Below are 22,648 nucleotides of genomic sequence, written 5' to 3' on the forward strand. Positions count from 1 at the left end.
ACGGGGTCGTACAGTCGCCCGGGGGCGGCCGACGGGATGAGGTGACACGTGGAACTGGCGCGGGCGACGAACCGCAGCGTCCGGTTGCGCAACCGGTCGGCCCTGCTGTCCAGAATCTTCCTCGACGGCCCGCTGACCCGGCAGGATCTCGTCCGGGGCACCGGGCTCAGCCAACCGGCGGTCAGCAACGTGGTCGGCGACCTGATCGACGAGGGCCTGGTGATGGAGGCCGGTGCCGCCGAGTCCGACGGTGGCCGGCCGAGCATGATGCTGCGGGTGGCACCGCGCCACGCCGTCGTGGTCGGCGTCGACGTGGGCGAGACCCGGGTCCGCGTCGAGCTGTTCGACCTCACGATGACCGTGCTGGGCAGCGTCGAGTACCCGCTGGAGCACAACGGCACCGAGCCGGCGACGGTGGCCGGACACGTGCTGGCCGGCATCGACCGGGTGCTGGCCGACTCCAGCGTCGCCCGGTCCGAGGTGCTGGGCGTCGGCGTGGGCGTCTCCGGGGTAGTGGAACAGGGCACCCACGCGGTGGTGGACGCGCAGACCCTGGGTTGGCACCGGGTGCCGCTGGAGCGGCTGATCGCCGAGGGCACCGACCTGCCGCTGCACCTCGACAACGGGGCGAAGACCCTCGGTCAGGCCGAGATGTGGTTCGGCGCCGGGCGGGGCGCCCGGCACGCCGTGTTCGCCCTGGTCGGCTCCGGTGTCGGCGCCGCCGTGGTGACCAACGGCGTCACCTACCGCGGCGCGTCCAGCAGTGCCGGCGAGTGGGGGCACACCACGCTGGTGTACGGCGGCCGGCCCTGCCGCTGCGGCGCGCGAGGCTGCCTGGAGGCGTACGTCGGAGCCGAGGCGGTGATCGACCGCTACCGGGAGGCACGGCGCGGCCGACCGGTGCCCGGCGACGACGAGGAATCCCAGCTCGCGGCGCTGGTTGCGGCGGCGGAGAAGTCGGAGACCGCACGGCGGGTACTCGACGAGACCGCCGGCTACCTGGGTGCCGGGGTCGCCAACCTGATCAACCTGTTCAACCCGGAGCGGGTGGTGCTGGGCGGTTGGGCCGCGATGGCGCTGGGCGGACTGCTGCCCGCCATCCGCGAGGCCGCCGGGCGCCAGGCCCTACGCGCGCCCTACGCACAGGCCACCATCGAGCTGGGCCGGCTCGGCGTGGACGCGGTCGCGCTCGGCGCCGCCACTCTCCCCATCGCGCGCCTGCTCGCCAACGGCGGCATCCGCCGCTGACGCCGCCATCCCCGCCGACGGCCAGCCACCATCGCCCTGGCCGAGAACCAGCCACCCGCCCACTGCCCGCACCGGCAGCCGCCCACCCGCCGGCTGATGGCCGCCGCAACCGCCCACCCGCCGCCAGGTGACCGCCACAGCCGCCCACCGACCATCACCTTGCGCGACGTCCCACCCGACCCACACCCTGCCCCCGCCCCGCTTTGCTCTGCTTCAACCGACGCAACAGTTACTCTCCGTGCCGCCATCGAATCGGACGGCATTTCACCGTCGACGCGCCGCCGCTGGTCAGCGGCGGTTGCGTGGATTGAAGCAGAGCAAAGCGTGCAGCGGGCACACCGGCAGGAAGGCCAACGGAGACACGCTGCGTGAGGATCACCGAGGGTTGTCACCAGGGTAGATGCAGATCGATGTCTTGACGGCAGCGCAACGTCGCCGCAACACTCTTCCGCAGGCGCTCCCCCACAGCGGTGCCAACCCGGCGGCATCACCGTGCGGCAGCGTCAGCCCGTCCCGAATCCCCGTCGCGCCCGTCGTCAGCAGCCCTCGAACGACAGGCGACGTCATGACACCACCCGTTTCCCTCGTACGATCCGCGCCAGGCCGCACACCGCGCACCCGGTGCCTGCTCGCCGGCCTGGCGGTAACTCTGGTGGCCGCGCTGGTTCCGGCCGTCAGTGCCACCCCCGCCCAGGCCGCGCCGGTCCTGCTCTCCCAAGGTCGCCCGGCCACCGCCTCCTCCACCGAAGGGGGTGCCTTTCCCGCCTCGGCGGCCGTCGACGGCGCCACCGACACCCGCTGGTCCAGCGCCTTCAGCGACCCACAGTGGCTCCGGGTCGACCTCGGTGCCAAGGCCACCATCACCGGGGTCACCCTGACCTGGGAAGCCGCGTACGCCCGCGCCTTCCAGATCCAGACCTCCGACGACGGCAACTCCTGGACCACCATCCACAGCACCACCAACGGCGGCGGCGGAACCCAGACGCTGACCGTCACCGGCAGCGGCCGGTACGTCCGGATGTACGGCACCCAGCGGGCCACCGGCTACGGCTACTCGCTCTGGGAGTTCCAGGTCTTCGGCGAGGTCGGCGGCGGTGGACCGGGCAAACCGGTCGAACCGGTCGACCCGCGCAACCCGAACCTCGGCCCGAACACGTACGTGTTCGACCCGGCCACCCCCACCGCCACCATCCAGAGCCGGCTGAACACCATCTTCAGCCAGCAGGAGACCAACCAGTTCGGCCCGCAGCGGTATGCGGTGCTGTTCAAGCCCGGCACCTACACCGCCGACGTCAACCTCGGCTTCTTCACCCAGGTCGCCGGGCTCGGCATGTCCCCCGACGACGTCAACCTCAACGGGCACGTCCGCGCCGAGGCGGCCTGGTTCGGTGGCAACGCCACGCAGAACTTCTGGCGGGCCGCGGAAAACCTGTCCGTGACGCTACCCGCCGGGGTGGCCGTCGAACGGTGGGCGGTGTCGCAGGCCGCGCCGTACCGACGGATGCACCTGCGCGGCGGACAGAACCAGATCCAGCTCTGGGACGGGTACACCGGCTGGGCCAGCGGTGGGCTGATGGCCGACACCCGCATCGACGGGCTGGTGGTGTCCGGCTCGCAGCAGCAGTGGTATTCGCGCAACAGCGAGTTCGGCAACGGCTGGACCGGCTCGGTGTGGAACATGGTGTTCCAGGGGGTGGCCGGCGCTCCAGCCGCCAATTTCCCGAACCCGTCGCACACGGTCATCCCGACCACTCCGGTGGTCCGGGAGAAGCCGTTCCTCTACGTCGACGGCACCGGCGAGTACCGCGTCTTCGTGCCGGCGCTGCGGACCAACTCCTCCGGCACCAGCTGGTACAACAAGACTCCGGCCGGCTCGTCCATCTCGCTGGCCGACTTCTTCATCGTGCGGCCGGGCACCTCGGCGGCGACCATCAACACCGCTCTGGCCCAGGGGCGGCACCTGCTTTTCACCCCGGGCGTGCACCGGGTCACCGAGCCGATCCGGGTCGACCGGGCGAACACGGTCGTGCTCGGTCTCGGGCTGGCCACGATCCAGGCCGACAACGGCACCGTGGCGATGCGGGTCGCCGATGTCGACGGGGTCAAGGTCGCCGGCATCATGTTCGAGGCCGGCACCGTCAGCTCCCCGGTGCTGATGGAGGTCGGGCCGGCCGGCTCCGCCGCCAGCCACGCCGCCAACCCCACCTCGCTGCACGACGTCTTCTTCCGCATCGGCGGGCCAGGGGTCGGCCGTGCCGCCACCAGCCTGGTGATCAACAGCGACCACGTCATCGGCGATCACATGTGGCTGTGGCGAGCCGACCACGGCGACGGCGTCGGCTGGACGGTCAACACCGCTGACACGGGGCTGATCGTCAACGGCGACAATGTGACCATGTACGGCCTCTTCGTCGAGCACTACCAGAAGTACCAGACCATCTGGAACGGCAACGGCGGGCGGACGTACTTCTACCAGAACGAACTGCCGTACGACCCGCCCAACCAGGCGGCCTGGATGAACGGGTCGACCCGGGGCTACGCCGCGTACAAGGTGGCCGACTCGGTGACCAGTCACCAGGCGTGGGGCCTGGGCAGTTACGCCTACTTCAACGTCGACCCGTCGGTGGTCGCCGAGCGTTCGTTCGAGGTGCCGAACAATCCGAACGTGCGCTTCACCAACATGGTGACCGTCTCCCTCGGTGGGGTCGGCACCATCAACCGGATGATCAACAATGTCGGCAACACGGTGAACACCAGCAACCAGGTGTCGTACCTGACCGCGTACCCCTAGGACGCTCGGGTGCGGGCCCGGCCGGTGAACCGGCGGGCCCGCACCGTCACGCCGGCCGGGCGGGCTCTCGGGCCAGCAGCGCGCGTAGCGCCCGGACCACGTCGGCCGGCGCCTCCTCGGCCATGAAATGGCCGCAGGTGACCGTCTCGTGCACCAGGTCCGGCGCCCACTGCCGCCACAACCCGGCGGCGTCGTACCCGAGGGCGGCACCCCAGCCCTGCTGGAGCACGGTCACCGGCATCCGCAGCCGGTTACCGGCCGCTCGGTCGGCCCGGTCGTGGACGACGTCGATGCCGGCGGTGGCCCGGTAGTCGGCGACGATCGAGTCCACCGCCGCGCGGGACGCCGCGAGGTAGGCCGCCCGTACATCGGTGGGGATCGCGCCAGGGTCACGGGTCCAGCCGTCCAGGAAATGGCCGAAGAAGGCGTCGGCGCTCGCCGCGATCATCTGTTCGGGCAGGCCCGGTGGCTGCGCCATCAGGTACAGGTGGAAGCCGACCGCCGCGTCGACGCCGTGCAGCACGTCCCACATGTCGAGGGTGGGCAGCACGTCGAGGACGGCCAGGCGGCTGATGCGTTCCGGGTGGTCGAGGCCGGCCCGGATGGCGACGAGGGCTCCCCGGTCGTGGCCGGCCAACGCGAACCGGTCGTGACCGAGCGCCCCGGCGAGCGCGACCACGTCGGCGGCCATTGTTCGTTTGGCGTACGCGGTGCCGTCCGGGTCGGCGGGCTTGTCGCTGTCGCCGTAGCCGCGCAGGTCCGGAACGATCACCGTGTGGTCGGCGGCCAGGTCGGCGGCGACGTGTCGCCACATCAGGTGGGTCTGCGGGAAGCCGTGCAACAGCACGATCGGGCTGCCGGAACCGCCGATGGCGGCGTGCAGCGCCACCCCGTCCGCGACGGGTACACGCTGCTGGTCGAAGCCGCTGATGCGCGGGGTCATTCAGGTCCTCCGGGTCGGATCGGTGTGCCGATCGGCGGATGCCGGTCGCCGACACCGAGGTTCGCCGGGCCGGATCAGCAGCGGATGAGTGCCCGATGAGTACCGGCGGACCGCCACCGTGACCGGCACCTAGAGTGGTCGCATGACCAGGCAGGACACGGTCCCGGCGGTGTCCTTCGGGGTACTGGGTGCGGTGACCGCGTGGGCCGGTGGTGACCCGGTCGGGTTGAAAGGCCCCCGGCATCGTGCCGTGCTGGCCCGGCTGCTCATCGCCCGTGGCCGGGTGGTCCCGGTGGACCAGCTCCTCGCCGACCTCTGGCACGCACCGTCGGAGGGCTCGGTCGCGGCGATCCGCACCTTCGTGGCCGACCTGCGACGGGCCCTGGAGCCGGACCGGCCGGCCCGCCGACCGGCCCAGTTGCTGATCACCGCAGCACCCGGGTACGCGCTGCGCGCCCCCGCCGACGCCGTCGACGCCTGGCGGTTCGAGGCGGCGGTGGTCGGGTCGGGGCGGCTGCTCGGCGAGGGCCGTGCCGAGGCGGCGCTGACCGGCCTGGACGAGGCGCTGGCCCTGTGGCGGGGTCCTGCCTACGCCGGGTACGACAACGAGGGCTGGGCCCGAGGGGAGATCAACCGCCTCGACGACCTGCGGCTGCTCGCCGGCCAGCGGCGCGCCGAGGCGCTGATGGCGCTGGGCCGCGATGTCGAGGCGGCCGCCGATCTTCGGTCCGACGCCGAGGCGCATCCGTTGCGCGAGGACATCTGGCGGGTGTGGGTGGTCGCGCTGTACCGCTCCGGCCGCCAGGGTGAGGCCCTGGCCGCGCTGCGCCGGGTCCGCGACACCCTGGTCGACGAACTCGGCGTCGACCCCGGCCCCCGGCTGCGCCAACTCGAAGCCGACATCCTCCGCCAGGCGCCACACCTCGCCCCGACCACGCCCACCGCGTCACCGGCACCGGTGCCCGCTTCGTCCGCCACGGTCGCGGTCACTCCCGCCGGGACCGAGGGCGCACCGCGGCGACGGCGTCCGTTCGTCGGTCGCGAACCGGAGCTGGCCCGTCTGGTACAGGTCGCCGCCGTCGTGGCCCGCACCGGCGTACCGGCCGTCGCCCTGATCTCCGGCGACGCGGGTGCCGGCAAGACCGTCCTGCTCGACGCGCTCACCCGCCGCCTCGCAGCCGACGGGTGGTTGACCGCCTGGGGACGAACCCCCGAGTACGACGGTGCCCCGGTCGCCTGGCCCTGGACGCAGATCAGCGAGGCGCTGGCCGTCGTGTCCGGGCCGGAAGCGCAGGCCCCGCGTCCGGCACGGCCCGGCGGGTCCGTGTCGAACGTCGACAGCGACGGACCGAGCCCGGAGACGCTGCGGTTCCGGCTGCGGCGTGAGGCGGTCGAGCTTGTCGACGCGGCGGCCCGGCGGGCCCCGGTGCTGCTGGTCCTCGACGACCTGCACCGCGCCGACGAGGGAACCCTGGACCTGCTCACCGGTCTGTTCGCCGAGCCCGAACCGGCCAGCGGCCCCGTCATGATCGTCGCGGCGTACCGCACCTCGCAGGTCGGTGCCGGACTGACGGCGACGCTGGCCCGGCTCGCACCCCGCGAGCCGGCCCGTGTCTACCTCACCGGACTGTCCGAGGCGGCGACCGCCGAACTGACCCGGGCCGTCGTCGGGACCGACGTCGACGCCGCCACCCTCAGGTCGATCCAGCACCGCAGCGGCGGCAACCCGTTCTTCGTCCGCGAACTGGCCCGACTGCTCGCCGCCGAGGGCCCGCAGGCGCTTGCGCGGGTGCCCGCCGGGGTGCGGGACGTGATCCGGCACCGCCTCGCGCAGCTACCGGAAGCCACCCGCACGCTGCTGCGGCAGGCGGCAGTCGTCGGCCGGGACGTCGACCCGGAGGTGCTCTCGGCGCTGGCCGGCGAGCGGGAACCGGTCGTCCTCAACGCCCTCGACCAGGCCGAACAGGCCGGTTTTCTCAGCGCCCACGGTACGGGCGGGCAACTGCGCTTCACCCACATCCTGGTACGCGACACCCTCTACGACGACCTGCCGGCAGCGCGCCGCGCCGGGTGGCACGCCGCCGCGGCGGAGGCCTTGGAACGGCTGCATCCGCACCAGGCCGCCGCCCTCGCCCACCATTTCACCGCCGCCGGTACCCGGGCCACCGCCGGCCGTGCGGCCCGCTACGCGCGGTCGGCGGCCGAGCAGGCCGAGGCGAGGGCCGCCCCGCACGACGCGGTCCGACTGTGGGAGCAGGCGGTCACCGCGTACGACCGGGCCGCCGACGACGACGTGCCCGGCCGGCTGGCGGCGCAGATGGGTCTGGGACGGGCCCTCGCGGTCACCGGTCGGCTGGCGCAGGCCCGCCGGCACCGGGCCGAGGCGATCACCACCGCGCGGCGACTCGGCGACCCCGACCTGCTGGCGGACGTGCTCACCGCCTTCGACGTACCGGCGATCTGGACCCGCAACGACGACGAGCCGCTGTCCCGGCAGGTCGCGGTGGCCGTCGACGCCGCACTGGCGGCCCTGCCCCCGGACGAACGGACCCGCCGAGGTCACCTGCTGGCCACCCTGGCACTGGAACTGCGCGGCACCACCGGCGACCGCGGCGAGCGGGCCGCCCGCGAGGCCGAGGACATCGCCCGGCAGACCGGCGACGTGCCGCTGCTCGCGATGGCGCTCAACGCCCGCTACCTGCACACCTTCCACCGGGCCGGCCTGGCGCCGGAGCGGGCACGGCTCGGGGTGGAACTGGCGGAGGTGGCCCGTTCCCGGAACCTGGTGACCTTCGAGGTACTCGGACACCTCATCGCCCTGCAGGCGTACTGCGCGGTCGGCGACCTGTCCACGGCCGACGTCCGTGCCGCCGCCGCCGACCGCCTCGCCCGCCGCTACGAGCTGCCGCTTGTCGGTCTCTTCATCCGGTGGTACGCGGCTCTGCGGCTGGCCATCGAGGGGCGCTCCGGCGAGGCGGAGGACGCCTACCGGGAGGCGGATCGGGCGCTGCCCGCCGAGGAACTGCCCGGCATGGCGCAGGGGCTGGCCCCGCTGGCGCTGCTCTGCCTGCGTCTGAACACCGGTGGTGAGCTGACACCGGGTGAGGCGGTCCGCTGGTGGGGCGAGGACTGGGGCCCACACGAACCCTGGGTACGCCCGTTGCTGTTGCTCGCCGACGGTGACCGCAGCGAGGCCGCCGAGGCCCTGAGCGCGGTGCCGGACTCACCGCACGACCTGCTCCGCGAGGCCCGTTGCTGCCTCGTCGCCCGCGCCGCACTCGCGCTCGGCGACCGGGCCCGCATCCGTGCCGCGTACGCCGACCTGCTGCCCGCCGCCGGCGAGCTGGCGGGTGCCGGCAGCGGCGTGCTCAGCCTGGGTCGGGTCGCCCGGCACCTCGGCGACCTCGCCACCGCGCTCGGTGACCATGAGCGGGCGCGGGCCCACTACACCTCCGTTTCCGGGTGAGTGGGCTCAGGTGGCTACGCCGGACCGTCCTCGATGGTCACGTCGACGGGACCGACCCGCAGGATGCCGTCGGTCAGCGGGGTGCAGCGGACGCCTCCCCTGCCACGCAGGCCGCGCCACGCGCCGGGGCCGATGGTCACGTCCATCCAGGCGCAGGGGTGTGCCGCCCGGTTCACCCGCAGCCGTACCGGACCCTGACCCGAGTCGAGCACCAGCATCGAGCCGACCAGGTCGTCCACGGTGATGCCGCTGGTCAGGATGTTGCGTCGGACCTGCGCCAGGCCGGTCCCCGGCGGCAACGACTCGGCCGCGATGATCGTGACGCTCGCCTGGCGGTGCGCGGCCTTACCGAAGTACCGGTCGCCGACGATGCCCAGCTCGGCCCGGACCCGGATCTCGTCCACCAGCTCACCGGCCGGCGCCGGCTCCGGCCCGTCCGCCGGCCGGCCCACGAACCGGTGCACGGGCGAGGCCAGCAACTGGACGATCTCCGGCATGCCCTGACTCTATGACGCCTGTCGCGCCGATCACGCGGAGTCGACCCATGGCCGCGCCGCCGGGCGTGGGTCGCACAAACAGCCGTCGATGTTTCCGACGGCGGGTGGTCACTTCGGCTGACACCTCGGGCTACGCTGATTCCTGACGACATCGACGGCGACGACCTGGGCGCCGCCGGGTATCGCGCGGTCCCCGACGAGTGGAAGGGGCACACGCCTGGCAACGGAGGTGCGGTTCGCGAGCGGTGCCGGCGGTCGCCGGTTGACTGTGGAAATCACCGGCAAACCCGACGGGGTACCCATCTTCCTGCTACACGGCACCCCCGGCAGCCGCAGCGGCCCGAAACCACGAAGCGGGGTCCTGTACCGGTACGGCATCCGGCTGATCAGCTACGACCGTCCCGGCTACGGCGGCTCGACACCACGCCCCGGACGTACCGTCGCCGACGCGGCCGAGGACATCGCCGCGATCGCGGAGGACCTGGACATCTACCGGTTCTCGGTGGTCGGCCGCTCCGGTGGCGGGCCACACGCGCTGGCCTGCGCGGCGTTGCTGCCCCACGCGGTCACCCGCACGGCGGTGCTCGTGGGTTTCGCCAGACCCGACGTGGCCGATCTCGAATGGTTCAGCGGGATGGCGGCCAGCAACGTGCGTGACTTCGCCGCCGCGTCCGACGACCGGCACCGGTTGATGGAGCGGCTCAGGGCCCAGGCCGCGCGGACCCGGCGCGACCCGGAGAGTCTGCTGACCCAGTTGGAGACCGACATGACCTGGCCGGACCGGCGCGTCGTGCGCGATCTGGCCATCCGACGCCTGATCGCCCAGGCGTACCGGGAGGCGCTGCGCAGCGGCCCGCAGGGCTGGATCGACGACGTGCTCGCCCTCCGGCGGGACTGGGGTTTCAACCTGTCGGCGATCACCGCTCCGGTCCGGCTGTGGCACGGCGAGCAGGACAACTTCGCACCGGTGAGCCACACCATGTGGCTCGCCCGGCAGATCCATACCGCGGAGGTCCAGGTCCAGCCGGGCGCCGCCCACTTCGGTGCCGTCGAGATCCTGCCCGAGATGCTGGAGTGGCTGTCGAACTGGTGAGCCGGACGCCGGTCAGAACGGGTGCGGGTCGATGACGCGGCGGACCGGGCGCCCCCGCTTCAGTTCCGCCACCGACGGGTGGTTACCGCCGATCCTGGCCACCACCGCCTCGATGGCCTCGTCGACCTGCACCTGATGGTCGACGCCGTGCAGCCGGCGCTCGATGAGTGTCTGGTTGGCCCGGCAGCGCAGGGTATGCGGATGCGCCGGACCGAGCAGGTCGGTGAGCAGGTCGGCGGCGGCGCTCAGCAGGATGAGCGCCTCGGCGGGTTCGTGCTGGTCGGCCTCGATGATGGCCACGTTGATCTGGGCGGCCACGGTGTACGGGTGACGGTCGCTGAGTACCGCTTCGAGCCCTTCCCAGGCCTGCCGGGCCGGCGAGCGGGCCGCGTCGACCTCGCCGCGTGCCCGCATCGCGGCGGCGTGGTTGTTCAGGCACACCAGGCTGTGCGGGTGCCGGTCACCGAGTTGCCGCGCGTACGCGTCGCGCACCGCGCTGGTCTCCGACTCCGCCTGTTCCCAGTCCCCCAGCTCCAACAGGGTCACCGAGCGGCTCAGCCGGCAGGCCAGGGTCTCCGGGTGGTCCGGTCCGAGGATCTCCGCCAGCCGGTGGTAGGCCACCTCCAGCAGTTCGCCCGCCTCGCGGGTCCGGCCGGCGCTGCGCAGCGAGACGGCCAGGTTGGCGTTGGCCTCGTACACGAAGCGGGTGTTCTCCCCCATCACCGTCTCGTAGACGTCCCGCACGTGGGTGAGCAACTCCACGGACCGTTCGTAGTGGCCGGCGTCGCGCAGATCGCGCCCGAGTGACGTCGCGGACTGGAGGGTGCTCAGGTTGTCCTCGCCGAGCAGTTGCCGACGGCGATCGTAGACCTCCTGATCCAGCCGCAACGCCTCGGTCACGTCGCCCATCAGCCGGCGCGAGACCGCCAGGTTGCTCAGGGCGTTGAGGGTACGCACATGGTCGTCACCGAACTCCGTACGCCAGGCCCGGTAGGTGTCGATGTCGCGATCCAGTGCCTCCGGGTAGCGGCCAAGCCCGCGCAGGTCCCCGCCGAGGCTGCCGGCCGTCATCAGCGCGTCGGCGTGGTCGTGGCCGAGCAGGTCGACCTGCTGGGCGTACACGTCCCGGTCCAGGTCGTAGGACTCCTGGAACGCTCCCTTGTCCCGCAGCACGTTCGCCTTGTTGAACCGCAGTTGGAGCAGCTGTACGAGCACCTCCCGGCGCACCGGTTCGGCAAGCCCCCGGCCGAGAGCCTGGGTCCAGGCGTGTTCGACGCGCTCGGCCACCTCCAGCCCGCCGTCGGGGTTGCCGCGGACGAAGAAGTAGCGAACCTGGTCGACGAGCAGTTGCCGGACCGGGGCGAAGTCACAGGTCGTACCGTCGGAGACCTCGACGTGCGGCCACAGCATCCGGTACTTGCGCCACTCGTCCTGCAGATCGACCTCGCCGAGCGTCCGGGCCGCCGAAGCGATAAGCAGGTGCACCTGGTGTTTGGCGTCCTCGATCTGCTCCGCCGTCATACGGGAGCGCACCACCGAGTGCAGCAGTCGGTGGATCACGATCCGGGTGCTCTCGCGTTCGGTGCCCTGGCTGTCGTACTCGCTCTGCTGGTCCAGGCGGAGCAGCGCCAGCCGCTTGATCTGTTCCACCAGCCTGTTGATCATGAGACGGCTGGTCACCGTCGCGTCGATGGCCCGCAGCTGCTCGGCCATCGCGGTGCTGTAGACGATGTCGAGCGACACCTCGGGTGCCATCACCGAGCAGAGCTGCAACAGGCGGTAGGCGGCCGGTCGATGGGTCGCCAGCTGGTCCAGCGAGAGCCGCCACGCCGCCTCGACCCGGCCGATGTCGGTTTCCGAGCCCAGGGCACCGAGGTCACCCTGCTCGATCGCCGCCAGGTACTCGGACACCGGCGAGTGGGTCTCGACCAGCCACGCCGCCGCGGCGGCCACGGCGATCGGCAGATCACCCAGGGCCTCGGCGATCCGGTTGGCGTCCCGCTCGCCCAGGTCGGGCAGCAGGCGGCGCAGGTGGTTGACGCTTTCGGCCCGGTCGAACACGTCGACCGGTACGACGTGCGTCTGCTCCAGCCAACCCGGGCCCTGAGAGGTGATCACGACGTGCCCCGGGCCGTTGGGCAGCAACTGCCTGATCCGGTCCAACCGCTCGGCGTTGTCGAAGACCACGAGCCAGCGCAGTCCGCCCTCGCCCCGGGACAACGCCTGCTTGACCGTCTGGGCGCCCTCCCGAACGCTGCTGGGCAGGTTAATGCCGAGCCGCCGGCCGAGATCGTAGAGCCCACCGTCGACGTCGGAGGCGCCGTCGGCGTCGATCCACCAGACCACGTCGTACGCGGCCCGGAACCGGTGGGCGTACTCGGTGATGAGCTGGGTCTTGCCGAAGCCGCCCATGCCCTGCAACACCACGGGTACGGCCGCGTCGCTCTGCGAACGCAACAGCCCACGCAGCGACCCGAGCAGCTCTTCCCGGCCGGTGAAGAGCAGGTTGCGCGGCGGCGCCTGGAAGACGGTCTGCGGTCGGCCGGGAAAGCGCGGCGCACCCACCAGGAACTCGGCCTTCGGCGGCGGAAAGCCGACCAGTTGCAACAGTTGCTCCACCGCGGGACGCTCATCCAGCCGCCCCAGACGGATGGAGTTGGCGCCGGTCACGGGCATCGCGGTGGACTGCGCCGTGCCGACGTGCACAATCAGCGGGCGACGTGACGGACGCATCAGAGCGGCGTTGAGCCCCAGCTCGACTTCCTCCGAGGCGGTGTTGATCACCAGTGGGCGAGCGGCCACCGCGACGCCCTCCAGGCGTCCCGCCGGGCCCGGGTCGTGCACCTGGACGCCGACCTCACGAAGCACCCAGGAGATCCATTCGGCCCAGCCGACACCGGCGATGTCGTACCGCAGCGCCACCTCGGTCTCGCGGACCGCCGCCATCCGCACGAACTGCGCCTTGACCCGCACCCGGTCGGCCTCGTCCATGGTGGGCAGCCGGGTCACCCGGCCCTCGCTGATCACATCGGTCAGCTTCTCGAAGGCGCCGAGCAGGTTGCCGGGCGCACCCGAGCTGTCCTCGATGGTCGCCAGCGTTTCCTCGTACGCGTAGTAGGCGAGGTAGGGCACCTGGACCTGGGCCCAGTAGCGTTCCCGCGCCTCGTCGCCGAGGTGCGCGGGCAGGCCGTCGAAGCGCTGCCGGGCCACCAGCCGACCGGTGTCCGCCTTGAGCTTCTCGGCCGGGTCGATCCGCATCGCCACCGGCAGCACCCGGATCCGCCGGGGCGTGGTCTTACGGCTGATCGCCTGGGCGACCTCAGCAGCGCCTTCGATGCCCTGCTCGCTGAGGGTGAAGCAGGCGACCAGCGTGTCCGGCAGGTGCACCGTGCAGATGTCCGCCACGTCGCTGAGCCCGGTCCGGCTGTCGATGAGCGTGTAGTCGTAGTTGCGTTTCATGTCGGCGCGCAGCGCGTCGAAGAACGCGCCGCCGGCCAGCACCTCGTAGAAGTGGTCCCAGTCGAGGCCGGAGATCGATCGGCTGTAGCTGTGGTTGTGGCGGCCCGCGCCGAGGAAGTCAAGTGTCCCGCCGGGTGGCCACCGCCAGTTGATCGAAAAGGCGTGCCGGCGTACGTCGGCGAAGGTCGCGTGCCGTAGGTCGCCGGGCGCGGCCGGGTCACGGCCCGCCGCCTCCTTCGCCGCCCCCTCGTAGCCGACCAGCATGTCGATCACCCCACCGGCGCCCCGGAGCATGCCCTCGTGGATGAACGGCCGGTAGAAGCGGTGCAGTCCCGGTGACTCCAGATCCCAGTCGACGACCAGCACCCGATGGCCGTTCGCGGCGAGAATCCACGCCGTGTTGGCAAGTGCCATGGTCCGGCCGGTGCCGCCCTTGTAGGAGTAGAACGTGATGATCTGACCGTCCCGGGCGTCCGTCATGTCGGCTACTCCTCCGGATGGCTGTTCGACCGTGGTCGGGGCGGGTACCGGCGCTCCACCAGATGTTCGTCGTCGAAGTGGCGGACGGCTCGGCCGATCGCCGCCGCGATGATCGTGAACGGATCGTCGACGGCGGACATGATGCGGGGACGGGGTGCCCGGTGCCGGGCGGCGGCGCGGGCCTGCCGCCCGCCCCACCCGTCGTCCTCGGGGATGCGGAGGGGTTCGTCGCCGGCTGGCACGATCAGCGGCTGCACCCAGGCGGGCAGCCCGTCCAGCAGACGCCGCACGTCGGCTCCGCTCGCCGGGTCGATCCACGCCCGTTCCTCGACCAGCAGCACGGCCGGCCGCCGCCCCAGCTGGTCGTACCCGGCGCTGGCCTCGACCAGTTGCACGTCAAACCTGGTCCGGTTGACGCCGCCGGCCACCTGCGCCGCGACCTGTCGCAGGCGGTCGGGATGCTCCGGTCGCGTCGCAGGATCACCACCGTCGGCCGGGTCGGCGGCCGGGGACGCGGCGAGCATCGCGATCACGAACGCCGGTCTCGCCTCGCGCGGGCGCGGCGGCGGCCAGTGGGTGTGCGGCGTGGCGCGCCGCCCCTCGGCCAGCTCGACGATCGAGTCACCGAGGTACGCCAGCACCCGCTCGTACGCGTCGCGCTCACCGCGGCGGCGGCTGAGGGCGATCAACCCGGTCTCGGCGTACTGCGGCACATCCGGTATCGGCGCGACGGTGGTCTGGCCGGCGGTGCCCGGCGTCACCTCCCACAGCACCGGCAACAGGCGCTGCCCAGGCAGCCGGGCGTGCAGCGTCGCCGGCTGGCGGAGGAAGGCGGACCGTTCGGCGGCGGCCACCTCGTCGGTGTCGTAGCTCTCCGAACGCAACGCGACGAATACCGCGACGGTGGCCAGCGCCCGCTCGATGCGAGCCGCCGACCTGGTCGACGGGTCGCCGCAGGGCCGGTACATCCCGGTGCGCCAGTGCGGCCGTTCCCTCGGCAACTCATCGACCACCCGGGCCAGATCCTCGAACACCGTCCGCTCGTAGTAGTCGAGCTCGACGGTGCGGTCGACGGTGGACGGATGCGCGTGACTGAGAAAGAAATAGCAGGGTTGCTGCCCGGTGGGCGACTGTGTCTCGTCTGGCGTCATCGAGGCCGCTCCCGGGTGAGAGTGGCTGAGCCGAGTCGCACCGCCACTCCCCCAACCGTCTGCACGTCAGGCGAGCATCACGATACGTGAAAGGACCAACACTCACCAGCGTCGCGAAGGTGACGGTGACGGGCCATCCAGCCGACCGCGAAGTCGACAGCGCGGCGCACGGGCAGGCTCCGCGCGACCGCGCCGCCGACCCGGCCGTGCACCACCACCGGGTCGGGCGCCAGTTCCAGTGCCTGACCGATCCGGTCGAAGTCGCTGTCGTCGAGATCAAGGCCGGTGAAGTCCATCCGCACCCGCCGGTCACCGTCTCGGACAAAGCAGCAGTAGTCGCGTGTCCGCCGCGCCGGCAGCCGGTATTCGGCGAGGTGATAGGCGGTGCAGACCCGATGGTCCACGCCCAGTAGCAGCACCGTCGCGTCCGCGTCGTACAGGGCTCCGAGCGGGGACCGCTCCCCCAGATGGCAGTCGAGGTCATGCACCCGCATCAGCTCGCGAGCGCCGTGACCGACGGCGGCGAAGGAGGTCTGCGGGTGTCGGCTGCGGACCGCCGCCGGACTCTGCCGGACCTGCTCGGCGAGTACCCCCATCCCGCGCGACGGAGTGCTGGCGGGGTCGAACGCCTCGATCCGGTCGATGTGCCGAGCCACCTCGGCGGAGGTGAGTCCGCTGGTCGCCGTCCGGAACTCGGGACTGGACGTGGAGTTGTAGGCGGTTTGTGCGGGCACCACGACCGCGGCCCGACCGACCACCCGGCGCAGTGCGGCGAGCAGTGTCGCCGCGCCACCGTCAACCGGGCCGACCGCCCGCATCGACGCGTGCACCAGCACGGCGCGTCCCGGTGTGAGTCCCGCCGCCGCGAGCTGGTCGACCAGTTCCGTCGCCCTGACCACCGGCATGGTCCTGGTCACGGCGTCAACGCCGCCGCGAGCCGGCGTACGAACCGGTCGCCCGCCGGGGTCAACGCCCCGCAGCCCAGCAGGGCGTCGGCGGCGTCCGCGGTCCACGCCCGATACTGCTCGTGGAGTTGGTGTGCCGGGCTGCCAGGTGGCTGTCGGCTCGCCCGCTGCCGCCACATGTCGGTGATCGCGAGGTGCGCGTAGGTGCCCTGGAGCACCCCCTCGACCGGCCGGGGATCGGCCCGCCAGCCCACCGTCAAGCGGAGGCCGGGGCTGGGTGTGAAGAGGTCACAGAGGTCGAGCAGGGCGCCGAGCACACTGTGCTGGAACTCGTGGGCGATCATCACGGCCGTGGCGGGTGCGTCGGCCAGTGCGACGCCGACCGACGCGAAGGCCTGCCGCGCGGTGGAACTGCGCAGGGTACCTGCCGGGTCGTCGACCAGCGGCACCACCGCCCGCAGTCCCGTCAGCACGGCGGCGGCCTGGTGCGGCAGGTCGGTCTCGATGCTCGACCAGGCACCGGCCAGGACCTCGCCCCAGCGGGCCAGTGTCGACGCGTCGGGCCGCTCCGCCGCCTTCCAGTCGTGACAGTCCCGGTGCGGATCGAGATCCTCGAACAGGATCGTGGTACCGCCGAAGGCGAGCCGGCGGTTGGCCTGCCAACCGCCGCCCGTCACCTGCGGCACGGCGACGTCGAGGTCCCCGTCGAAGGACACCTGGGTCGTGCCGGCGGCGTGACGGATGCGCCACGATCCGGGCTCAAGAGTCAGCACGGCCGGGCCGGTGACCGGTTCCGGCACCGTCACCGCACCGAGGGACGGCAGGTGCAGCACTCCGGAGCGCATCGGTACGTCGAGTTCCACTGTGGCACCGGCCCGCACGGCGGCCACCGCGGCCACGCAGGCCAGGTGGGTACCTGCGGCGGCGTCGGTGCCGAGCTGCCGCCGCGCGTCGACAGCCCAGACGCGCACGTACGGATGTCGCAGCGTCTCCTCGACCGCGTCGGGAGCTTCCCGGTCGAGCCGCACCAGTATGTCCCAGCCGGTTCGCGTGGTCGCCGGCGTGCCGTCGGCGACCTCCACGAGCATCGCCCGGGTGATCGCGAGCTGGGATTCGGCCAGGAATCGAACATCGTCCGCGTCGGTCCTGCCGGCGGCGATCCGGTCCAACAGGCCGTCGGGCAGGTCCGTGCCGTCCTGATCGACCGGCGCGGTGACCGGTACCGGGTCGACGTCGCCTCGTGCGCTCAAAGACACGATCAACTCCTTGAGATCGGCGCAGTAGGCCGACGGGTTGTCGAAGCCGCTGCCCTCGCGGTACCGGTGCGCGAACAGCCCACCGCCGCACTGGCTCACGACCGGGCAGGCCCGGCACGTCGCCGCGAGTCCGGCCAGTCCGGTCTGTCGGAGCGCGATCTCGGGCAGCCTCGACACCTCGTCGACGGTGTGCGCGAACACGCTAAGACCGGTGGCCGCAGCCCCGTCGTACGCGGTCTTCAACGAGTCGACCTGCTCCCAGGTGCCGTCGGTCTCGACGACCACCAGGTCCGCGGGGTCGAGGCCGACCCACTCGCTGCCACTGTGACCGCCCGCAGCCGTGGATCGCAGCGAATCGAACAACCGGATCGGCATGGGCCGGCCGTCGGCCGTCCAGCGTTCGTGCACCGCCAGCAACCAGTCGGCGTACGGTGTGGCCCGCCCGGGTGGCCGGTACGGCGGGTCCGCCCAGGTCGCGTGCGGCAGCAGCAGGTCGAGTCGGGGCGGCCGGGCGGCCCGCAACGCCTCGTAGACGGCGATCGGGTCGTTGCGGATGTCCACCGTGCAGAGGATGCCGGCGAAGAGTCGACGGTAGGCCGGCCGGTCCAACAGCCCGATGCCCCGCAGCACCTGCGGATGACTGCTGGCGCCGTTGGCGAACCGCCGGTGCCTGTCGTTGGCGGCCCGGTCACCGTCGAGGGACACGCCAACCTGGACGTCGTACTCCGCGAACAGGTCGCAGTACGACTCGGACAGCCGGACCCCGTTGGTCTGCATGCGCAGATCGAGGCGGCTGACCGGCTCGATTCGTCGGCGCAGCACGGTAAGCACCTGACGCATGCGGTCCGGTCCCAGCAGCAGCGGTTCACCGCCGTGCAGGACGACGCTGACCCGCCGCAGGCGATGGGTCACGGCGTGTTCGGCGATGCGGTCGGCGACCGCCGCCACGGTGCGAGCGTCCATGATCATCGGACGACCGCGCCAGCTCTGGTCGGCGTGCTCGTAGACGTAGCAGTGGTCGCAGGCCAGATCACACCGGCTGTGAACCTTCAGCACATATTGGCTGATCGGCCAGGCCGTCCCCGGTGACCCGCTGGTCGGCACGACGACCGTGGCCTATGCGACGGATCCGAACCGGGCAACCTCCACGCCACCCTCGGCGTCGTCGCGATGGCGCATGACCGTACGGGTCACGTCCACCGCCCGGGCCACCGGGATCTCCCCCAACGGCCGGCGTCGCAGCTCGGAGAGCCGCTCGGTCATGCTGACGTGCTGGTTCTCGATTATGTTCACGGTCTTGATCTTTCTGGGCGGAACGCGGGCACCACGATCCAGGTTGGAAGTTCTCTCGATTTTTCGGGTGGAGCGGTACCGACGGAGTGAACACCTCCGACGAACGGCACAGATCCTTCCCAGCTCAGCATGGTTCACCGACACCGGGATGAACATATCCATTCGGTGGAAACTGCCCAGCCCGACATGCCGAGATGTCGACGGCAGGATGGGATCACCAGGGCGCCGCCGGGTCCAGCGGCCGCAGTCTATACAACAACTCGCGTCCGCTTCGGCTCAGTCTCCCGGAATGTTCGAACGGTTCGAGCGCCTCGACCGCCTCGTCCAGCACCGCCGACCGCGCCGGCTCGGTGAGAACCTGACTGACCAGCAGCAACGACTGTGCCAGCTCCTCGACCAGTTCGACGTTCGCCGGTTCCCTGGTCCTCAGGTCACGACGGACGTGTGCGGCCGCGCTGAGCAACGTCTCCGCGTTGCCGGAGCGTGGCCGGGTGGTGCCGCTGAGCGCGAGTTCACCGAGCCGCTCGTAGAAGGACGCCAGGTGCCGGGCGAAGTGGAGGCTTCCCGGTTCGGTGGCGAGCATCCGCTCGGCCCTGGTGCGGCCGAGCCGGTAGTAGCGCTCGGCAGCTTCGCCGTCGCCGCGCCGAGCGGCGAGGGCACCGAGGCCGGTGTAGAAGAACAGCGCGGCGCGAACGAACGTCGCATTGCGGGGCTCGACGGCGAGCAGGTCCTCGGCGACACCGAGCCCCAGCTGGTAGTGCCGTTCAGCCTCGGCCAGGTGGCCCTCCTGGACGGCCAGTTCACCCAGTCCGCCGTGGCATACCAGCAGGTCGTGAGAGAACTCGGTGTTGAGTGGCTGTACATCCCGCAGCCGACGCCGGATGTCCAGCGCCAGCTCGTAGCGCCGCCGGGCCTCGGCGAACTGCGCCGCCTTGGCCGCGAGATCCCCCAGACGCTCGTAGGAGACCGACAGGTCCCGGGCGAACGTGACGTTGTCGGGATCGTCGCCCGACAGTCGCTCCCGGAGTGCGTGACCTCGTTCGTACAGCTGCCGTGCCTCCCTGGGGTCACCGCCTTCCAGAGCGAGATCTCCGAGCACGTCGTAGGAGATGGACAGGTCCCGGGCGAACACCGGATTCGTCGGCTCCCGCGTGAACAGTCGTTCGCGGATGCCGAGCACCTGCCGGTACAGCGCCTCCGCCCGTGAAGGGTCGCCCGTTTCCCGGATGGCCTCGGCGAGCCGTTGTCGGGACACCGCCAGATCCCGCGCGTAGGTGCTGTCACCGGGGTGCGCCTTGTGCAGCCGCTCCCGGATGGCCAGGCCCTTCTCGTACAGGCCACGCGCGAGTTCCGGCTGCCCCAGCCAGGCCGCCAACCGTCCCAGCTTGTTGTAGGAGATCGACAGCTCCCGGGCGAGATAAGTGTCATCGGGTCGTGCCCAGGAGAGTCGTTCGCGGATCCCCAACGCTCGGGTGTAGAGCGCCTCGGCGCGCTCGCTCTGCCCGGAGTCCCGAGCCAGGTCACCAATCTTGTTGTACGACGTGGACAGCTCCACCATCCTGGTGTCACCGGCCGGGCCGGACCGGGCCACCTGCTCCACCTGCGCCTCCACCCCGCCGGCGAGCAACCGTTGCAGACCGATCGCGAGGTCGAGGTTGCCCGGCCGGTCTCCGCCGCCGCGCGCGCGTGCCTCCGCCCGGTCGGCGAGGCGGGTGTGCCTGTCGAACAGCGCCGCCGCCACCGGCACGGCGGCGACGGTGTCGGTGACGGCCAGCCGGGCGAGCAGATCGAGGCTACGGGCGACCTGCCCGTTGTCGGCCAGGTCGAACACCGCCGCGAGCAGCTCACGTCCGCCGTCGCGCTGCCGAGCGAGAGTCTCGGCGACAAGCGCCTCACCGAGCAGGTCGGGTCTGACCGGATTGATCTGCAACGGCCCGGCGTACAGCTCGGAGAGCCAGAGCAGGGTCTCGCCGCGCAGGGCGGCCCGGCGCTCGCCGCGCAGCTCGGGCAGGATCTGCAGCAGGTCGTCGGCCTGGCCGTCGTCCTCGGCACCGGCGAGGCTGGCCAGGGCGACCGCGGCCCGACGTGTCCGCTCGGCCAGGTCCGGCGGAGCCTGCCCGTTCCAGTGACGTGCCTCGTGATCGAGCGCGCGGTCGACGGGCGGCCGGTCGCGGGCGGCGTCCTGGTCGGACAGCGCCCGGTCGAAGGCCTCCAGCAACACCTCCAGCGGCACCTCGTACCGCTTTCCGCCGAGCGGCGGCACCGGCGGTGTCGGCGGCGACTTCTCGCCGAACCAGGCACGCCGGAACGCCTTGAACGCCGCCCCGTACAGATCCCGGCGTTCGGCCAGTGGCAGGCCACGGATCGCGATGGGGTCTCCGCTGCCGCTGAGGATCGTGCGTAGCGCCGGCTCGGCTCCCTTGCCCAGTTCCCGGACGATGTCCGCGTTGCCCGCCTCGCCACGGGCCGTGGTCCGGGTGAGCAGCACGACCCGCACCGGCGCCAGCTGACTGGCGTTGCGTCGCAGCTTGTCGAGAAGTGCCCGCAACGTGTCGATCGCGATCGCCTCGACATAGTCGATCACGATCAACCGGGGCAACGGCAGCCCGGCGACCTCCTGCACCGCGCTGTGCAACGCGGTGAGTTCGGTCCACCGTACGACCAGCCAGCCCCGCCGATCCATGGCCCGGCACAGTTCGATGGCGTGCCGGGTCTTGCCGGCACCCCCGACACCGGCGAAACGCCACACCTCCATCGCGGTGGGTCGCTCGCACCACCGTACGGCGTGCGCGAGATCCTCGTCGCGCAGCCGGTACGGTACGACCCGCGCGTCGGCCAGCAGCATCTCGGCCGGCAGGGAGCCCGGCATCTTGACGAAGCCCTCCCAGTTCGGCCGCAGGTCCGCGCCCTCGGGCACCGGCACGACCGCGTGCCACGTCCGGCGGTCGGCCAGCACCGCCTGTGCTCCGAGCCGCAGCAGGTCGTGCCCATGCGTGACAAGCGAGTCGGGTACGCCGGGCAACTCGCCGAGCAGGGCCGAGATCGGAGCCGCCCAGCCGCCCAGGTCGTTGTCGCGGTCCCGGGTACCGGTCATCACCCCGACGACCGCCCGACGGGCCGGGCACAGCAACGGCGCCCCGGAGAGGCCGGGGGCCGCCTGGCCCGCCTTGAGCCGGAAGAACCCGTCGCCGTCGACTCCCTCGAAGGTGAACCGTGCCGGGGCGCCCGGCGGCGGGGCGTTCGACTCGCGCACCGGGAATCCGTAGGCGTGGCAGTCGTCGCCCAGCGGCTCCCCGTTCGCCGTCCACACGACCGGGTGTCGGGTCACCCACGGCAGGTCGGGCGTCAGGCGCAGCAGCGCCAGATCCGGAAACGGCCACAGGACGGTGCGCTCCGGCGGGTCGGAGTGGGCGACCACGTCGGCGGGCACCGCGCCGTCACCGACGTCAACGGCGGCCGGCGTCACCTGGACCGCCTCGTGGAAGCAGCGCCGGGCGCGGTCGAACACGACGTGAGCGGCCGTGACCACCCAGCCTGGGGCGATGAAGAAGCCGCTGCCCAGCAGAGTCCCGTCGGACCCGGTCACCCGCACCACATGTCGGCGGAACTGACGAGAGGCGACCGCGCCGCCGCCCGGCAGTTGGCCGGTCCGGGTCACGAACCGCCTTTCCAGACCAGAGTGATCTTGAAGGTGGCCGCGCCGTCTCCGGCCACGATCAGTCCGGTGAGTGGGCCCGCCTTGGCGGTCAGCGACAGGCCGAACTCGACTGTCGCCTCCGTCGGCTTGGCGTGCTGCCAGGCTCGTGACAGCTCGTCGGCGATGACCTCGACCGTGTCGCGGACGCCGTCGAAGGAGAGCAGTCTCGCCGGTGAGACGTTCTCCGGGCCGCCGCCGTCCACCAGTTCCGCGAAGAACTCGACCTCTCCGGAGCGGATCGGCTCCACGTGCGTACGCCGAGAATGATCAGGTTGCATGTCGCCACCCCTCGGTACCGAAGTCGACTCACCTTGCATGGTGACATGCGCGATCACGTCCGCCGGTCGTCCACCTGACGGTCCCGCCGCC

The 22,648-nt window shown here is 71.8% G+C and carries 13 protein-coding genes; 4 read left to right on the forward strand and 9 right to left on the reverse strand.

Annotated elements, in window-relative coordinates; all coding sequences use genetic code 11:
- The first annotated feature begins 48 nt into the window (after positions 1–48).
- Both AB0I71_RS21275 and AB0I71_RS21280 read left to right on the forward strand, forming a co-directional pair.
- Positions 49–1,248, forward strand: coding sequence for an ROK family transcriptional regulator (locus tag AB0I71_RS21275; protein ID WP_357587148.1), 1,200 nt, complete (start codon positions 49–51; stop codon positions 1,246–1,248).
- 565 nt (positions 1,249–1,813) lie between these two features.
- Positions 1,814–4,039: a discoidin domain-containing protein gene (locus tag AB0I71_RS21280; RefSeq protein ID WP_357587150.1), complete on the forward strand. Its 2,226-nt coding sequence runs from the start codon at positions 1,814–1,816 to the stop codon at positions 4,037–4,039.
- Positions 4,040–4,085: 46 nt separating this feature from the next.
- Here the strand turns inward: AB0I71_RS21280 and AB0I71_RS21285 are convergent, their stop codons facing one another.
- Positions 4,086–4,982, reverse strand: a complete 897-nt coding sequence (locus AB0I71_RS21285) for an alpha/beta hydrolase (protein WP_357587152.1) — start codon at positions 4,980–4,982, stop codon at positions 4,086–4,088.
- 142 nt (positions 4,983–5,124) lie between these two features.
- Here AB0I71_RS21285 and AB0I71_RS21290 point away from each other — a divergent pair, with 142 nt between their 5' ends.
- Complete coding sequence (locus AB0I71_RS21290; RefSeq protein ID WP_357587154.1) at positions 5,125–8,448, forward strand: BTAD domain-containing putative transcriptional regulator; 3,324 nt, start codon at positions 5,125–5,127, stop codon at positions 8,446–8,448.
- Positions 8,449–8,462: 14 nt separating this feature from the next.
- Here the strand turns inward: AB0I71_RS21290 and AB0I71_RS21295 are convergent, their stop codons facing one another.
- On the reverse strand, positions 8,463–8,945 hold the full coding sequence (locus AB0I71_RS21295) for a molybdenum cofactor biosysynthesis protein (protein WP_357587156.1): 483 nt from the start codon (positions 8,943–8,945) through the stop codon (positions 8,463–8,465).
- 229 nt (positions 8,946–9,174) lie between these two features.
- Here AB0I71_RS21295 and AB0I71_RS21300 point away from each other — a divergent pair, with 229 nt between their 5' ends.
- Positions 9,175–10,038, forward strand: a complete 864-nt coding sequence (locus AB0I71_RS21300; RefSeq protein ID WP_357587158.1) for an alpha/beta hydrolase — start codon at positions 9,175–9,177, stop codon at positions 10,036–10,038.
- 12 nt (positions 10,039–10,050) lie between these two features.
- Here AB0I71_RS21300 and fxsT read toward each other — a convergent pair whose 3' ends face one another.
- The 7 genes from fxsT to AB0I71_RS21335 form a co-directional block, all read right to left on the reverse strand.
- Complete coding sequence (gene fxsT / locus AB0I71_RS21305) at positions 10,051–13,977, reverse strand: FxSxx-COOH system tetratricopeptide repeat protein (RefSeq protein WP_357587160.1); 3,927 nt, start codon at positions 13,975–13,977, stop codon at positions 10,051–10,053.
- Positions 13,978–13,982: 5 nt separating this feature from the next.
- Positions 13,983–15,128 (reverse strand): hypothetical protein, encoded by a 1,146-nt coding sequence (locus tag AB0I71_RS21310; RefSeq protein WP_357587162.1) that lies wholly within the window; start codon positions 15,126–15,128, stop codon positions 13,983–13,985.
- Between the two features lie 77 nt (positions 15,129–15,205).
- Positions 15,206–16,045, reverse strand: coding sequence for an AAC(3) family N-acetyltransferase (locus tag AB0I71_RS21315; RefSeq protein ID WP_357587164.1), 840 nt, complete (start codon positions 16,043–16,045; stop codon positions 15,206–15,208).
- A complete protein-coding gene (locus tag AB0I71_RS21320; protein WP_357587166.1) occupies positions 16,042–18,345 on the reverse strand; it encodes an FxsB family cyclophane-forming radical SAM/SPASM peptide maturase in 2,304 nt (767 codons plus the stop codon). Before AB0I71_RS21320 ends, AB0I71_RS21315 begins: the two co-directional genes overlap by 4 nt.
- 60 nt (positions 18,346–18,405) lie before the next feature.
- A complete protein-coding gene (locus AB0I71_RS21325) occupies positions 18,406–18,582 on the reverse strand; it encodes a hypothetical protein (protein ID WP_357587168.1) in 177 nt (58 codons plus the stop codon).
- Between the two features lie 214 nt (positions 18,583–18,796).
- Complete coding sequence (locus AB0I71_RS21330) at positions 18,797–22,240, reverse strand: tetratricopeptide repeat protein (RefSeq protein ID WP_357587170.1); 3,444 nt, start codon at positions 22,238–22,240, stop codon at positions 18,797–18,799.
- The gene (locus tag AB0I71_RS21335; protein ID WP_357587172.1) at positions 22,237–22,557 is read right to left on the reverse strand and encodes a CU044_2847 family protein; all 321 of its coding nucleotides are present in this window, start codon (positions 22,555–22,557) and stop codon (positions 22,237–22,239) included. Before AB0I71_RS21335 ends, AB0I71_RS21330 begins: the two co-directional genes overlap by 4 nt.
- Positions 22,558–22,648: the final 91 nt, after the last annotated feature.

The organism is Micromonospora sp. NPDC049891, assembly GCF_040660295.1.
In the GTDB taxonomy this organism is placed as follows: Bacteria; Actinomycetota; Actinomycetes; order Mycobacteriales; family Micromonosporaceae; genus Micromonospora.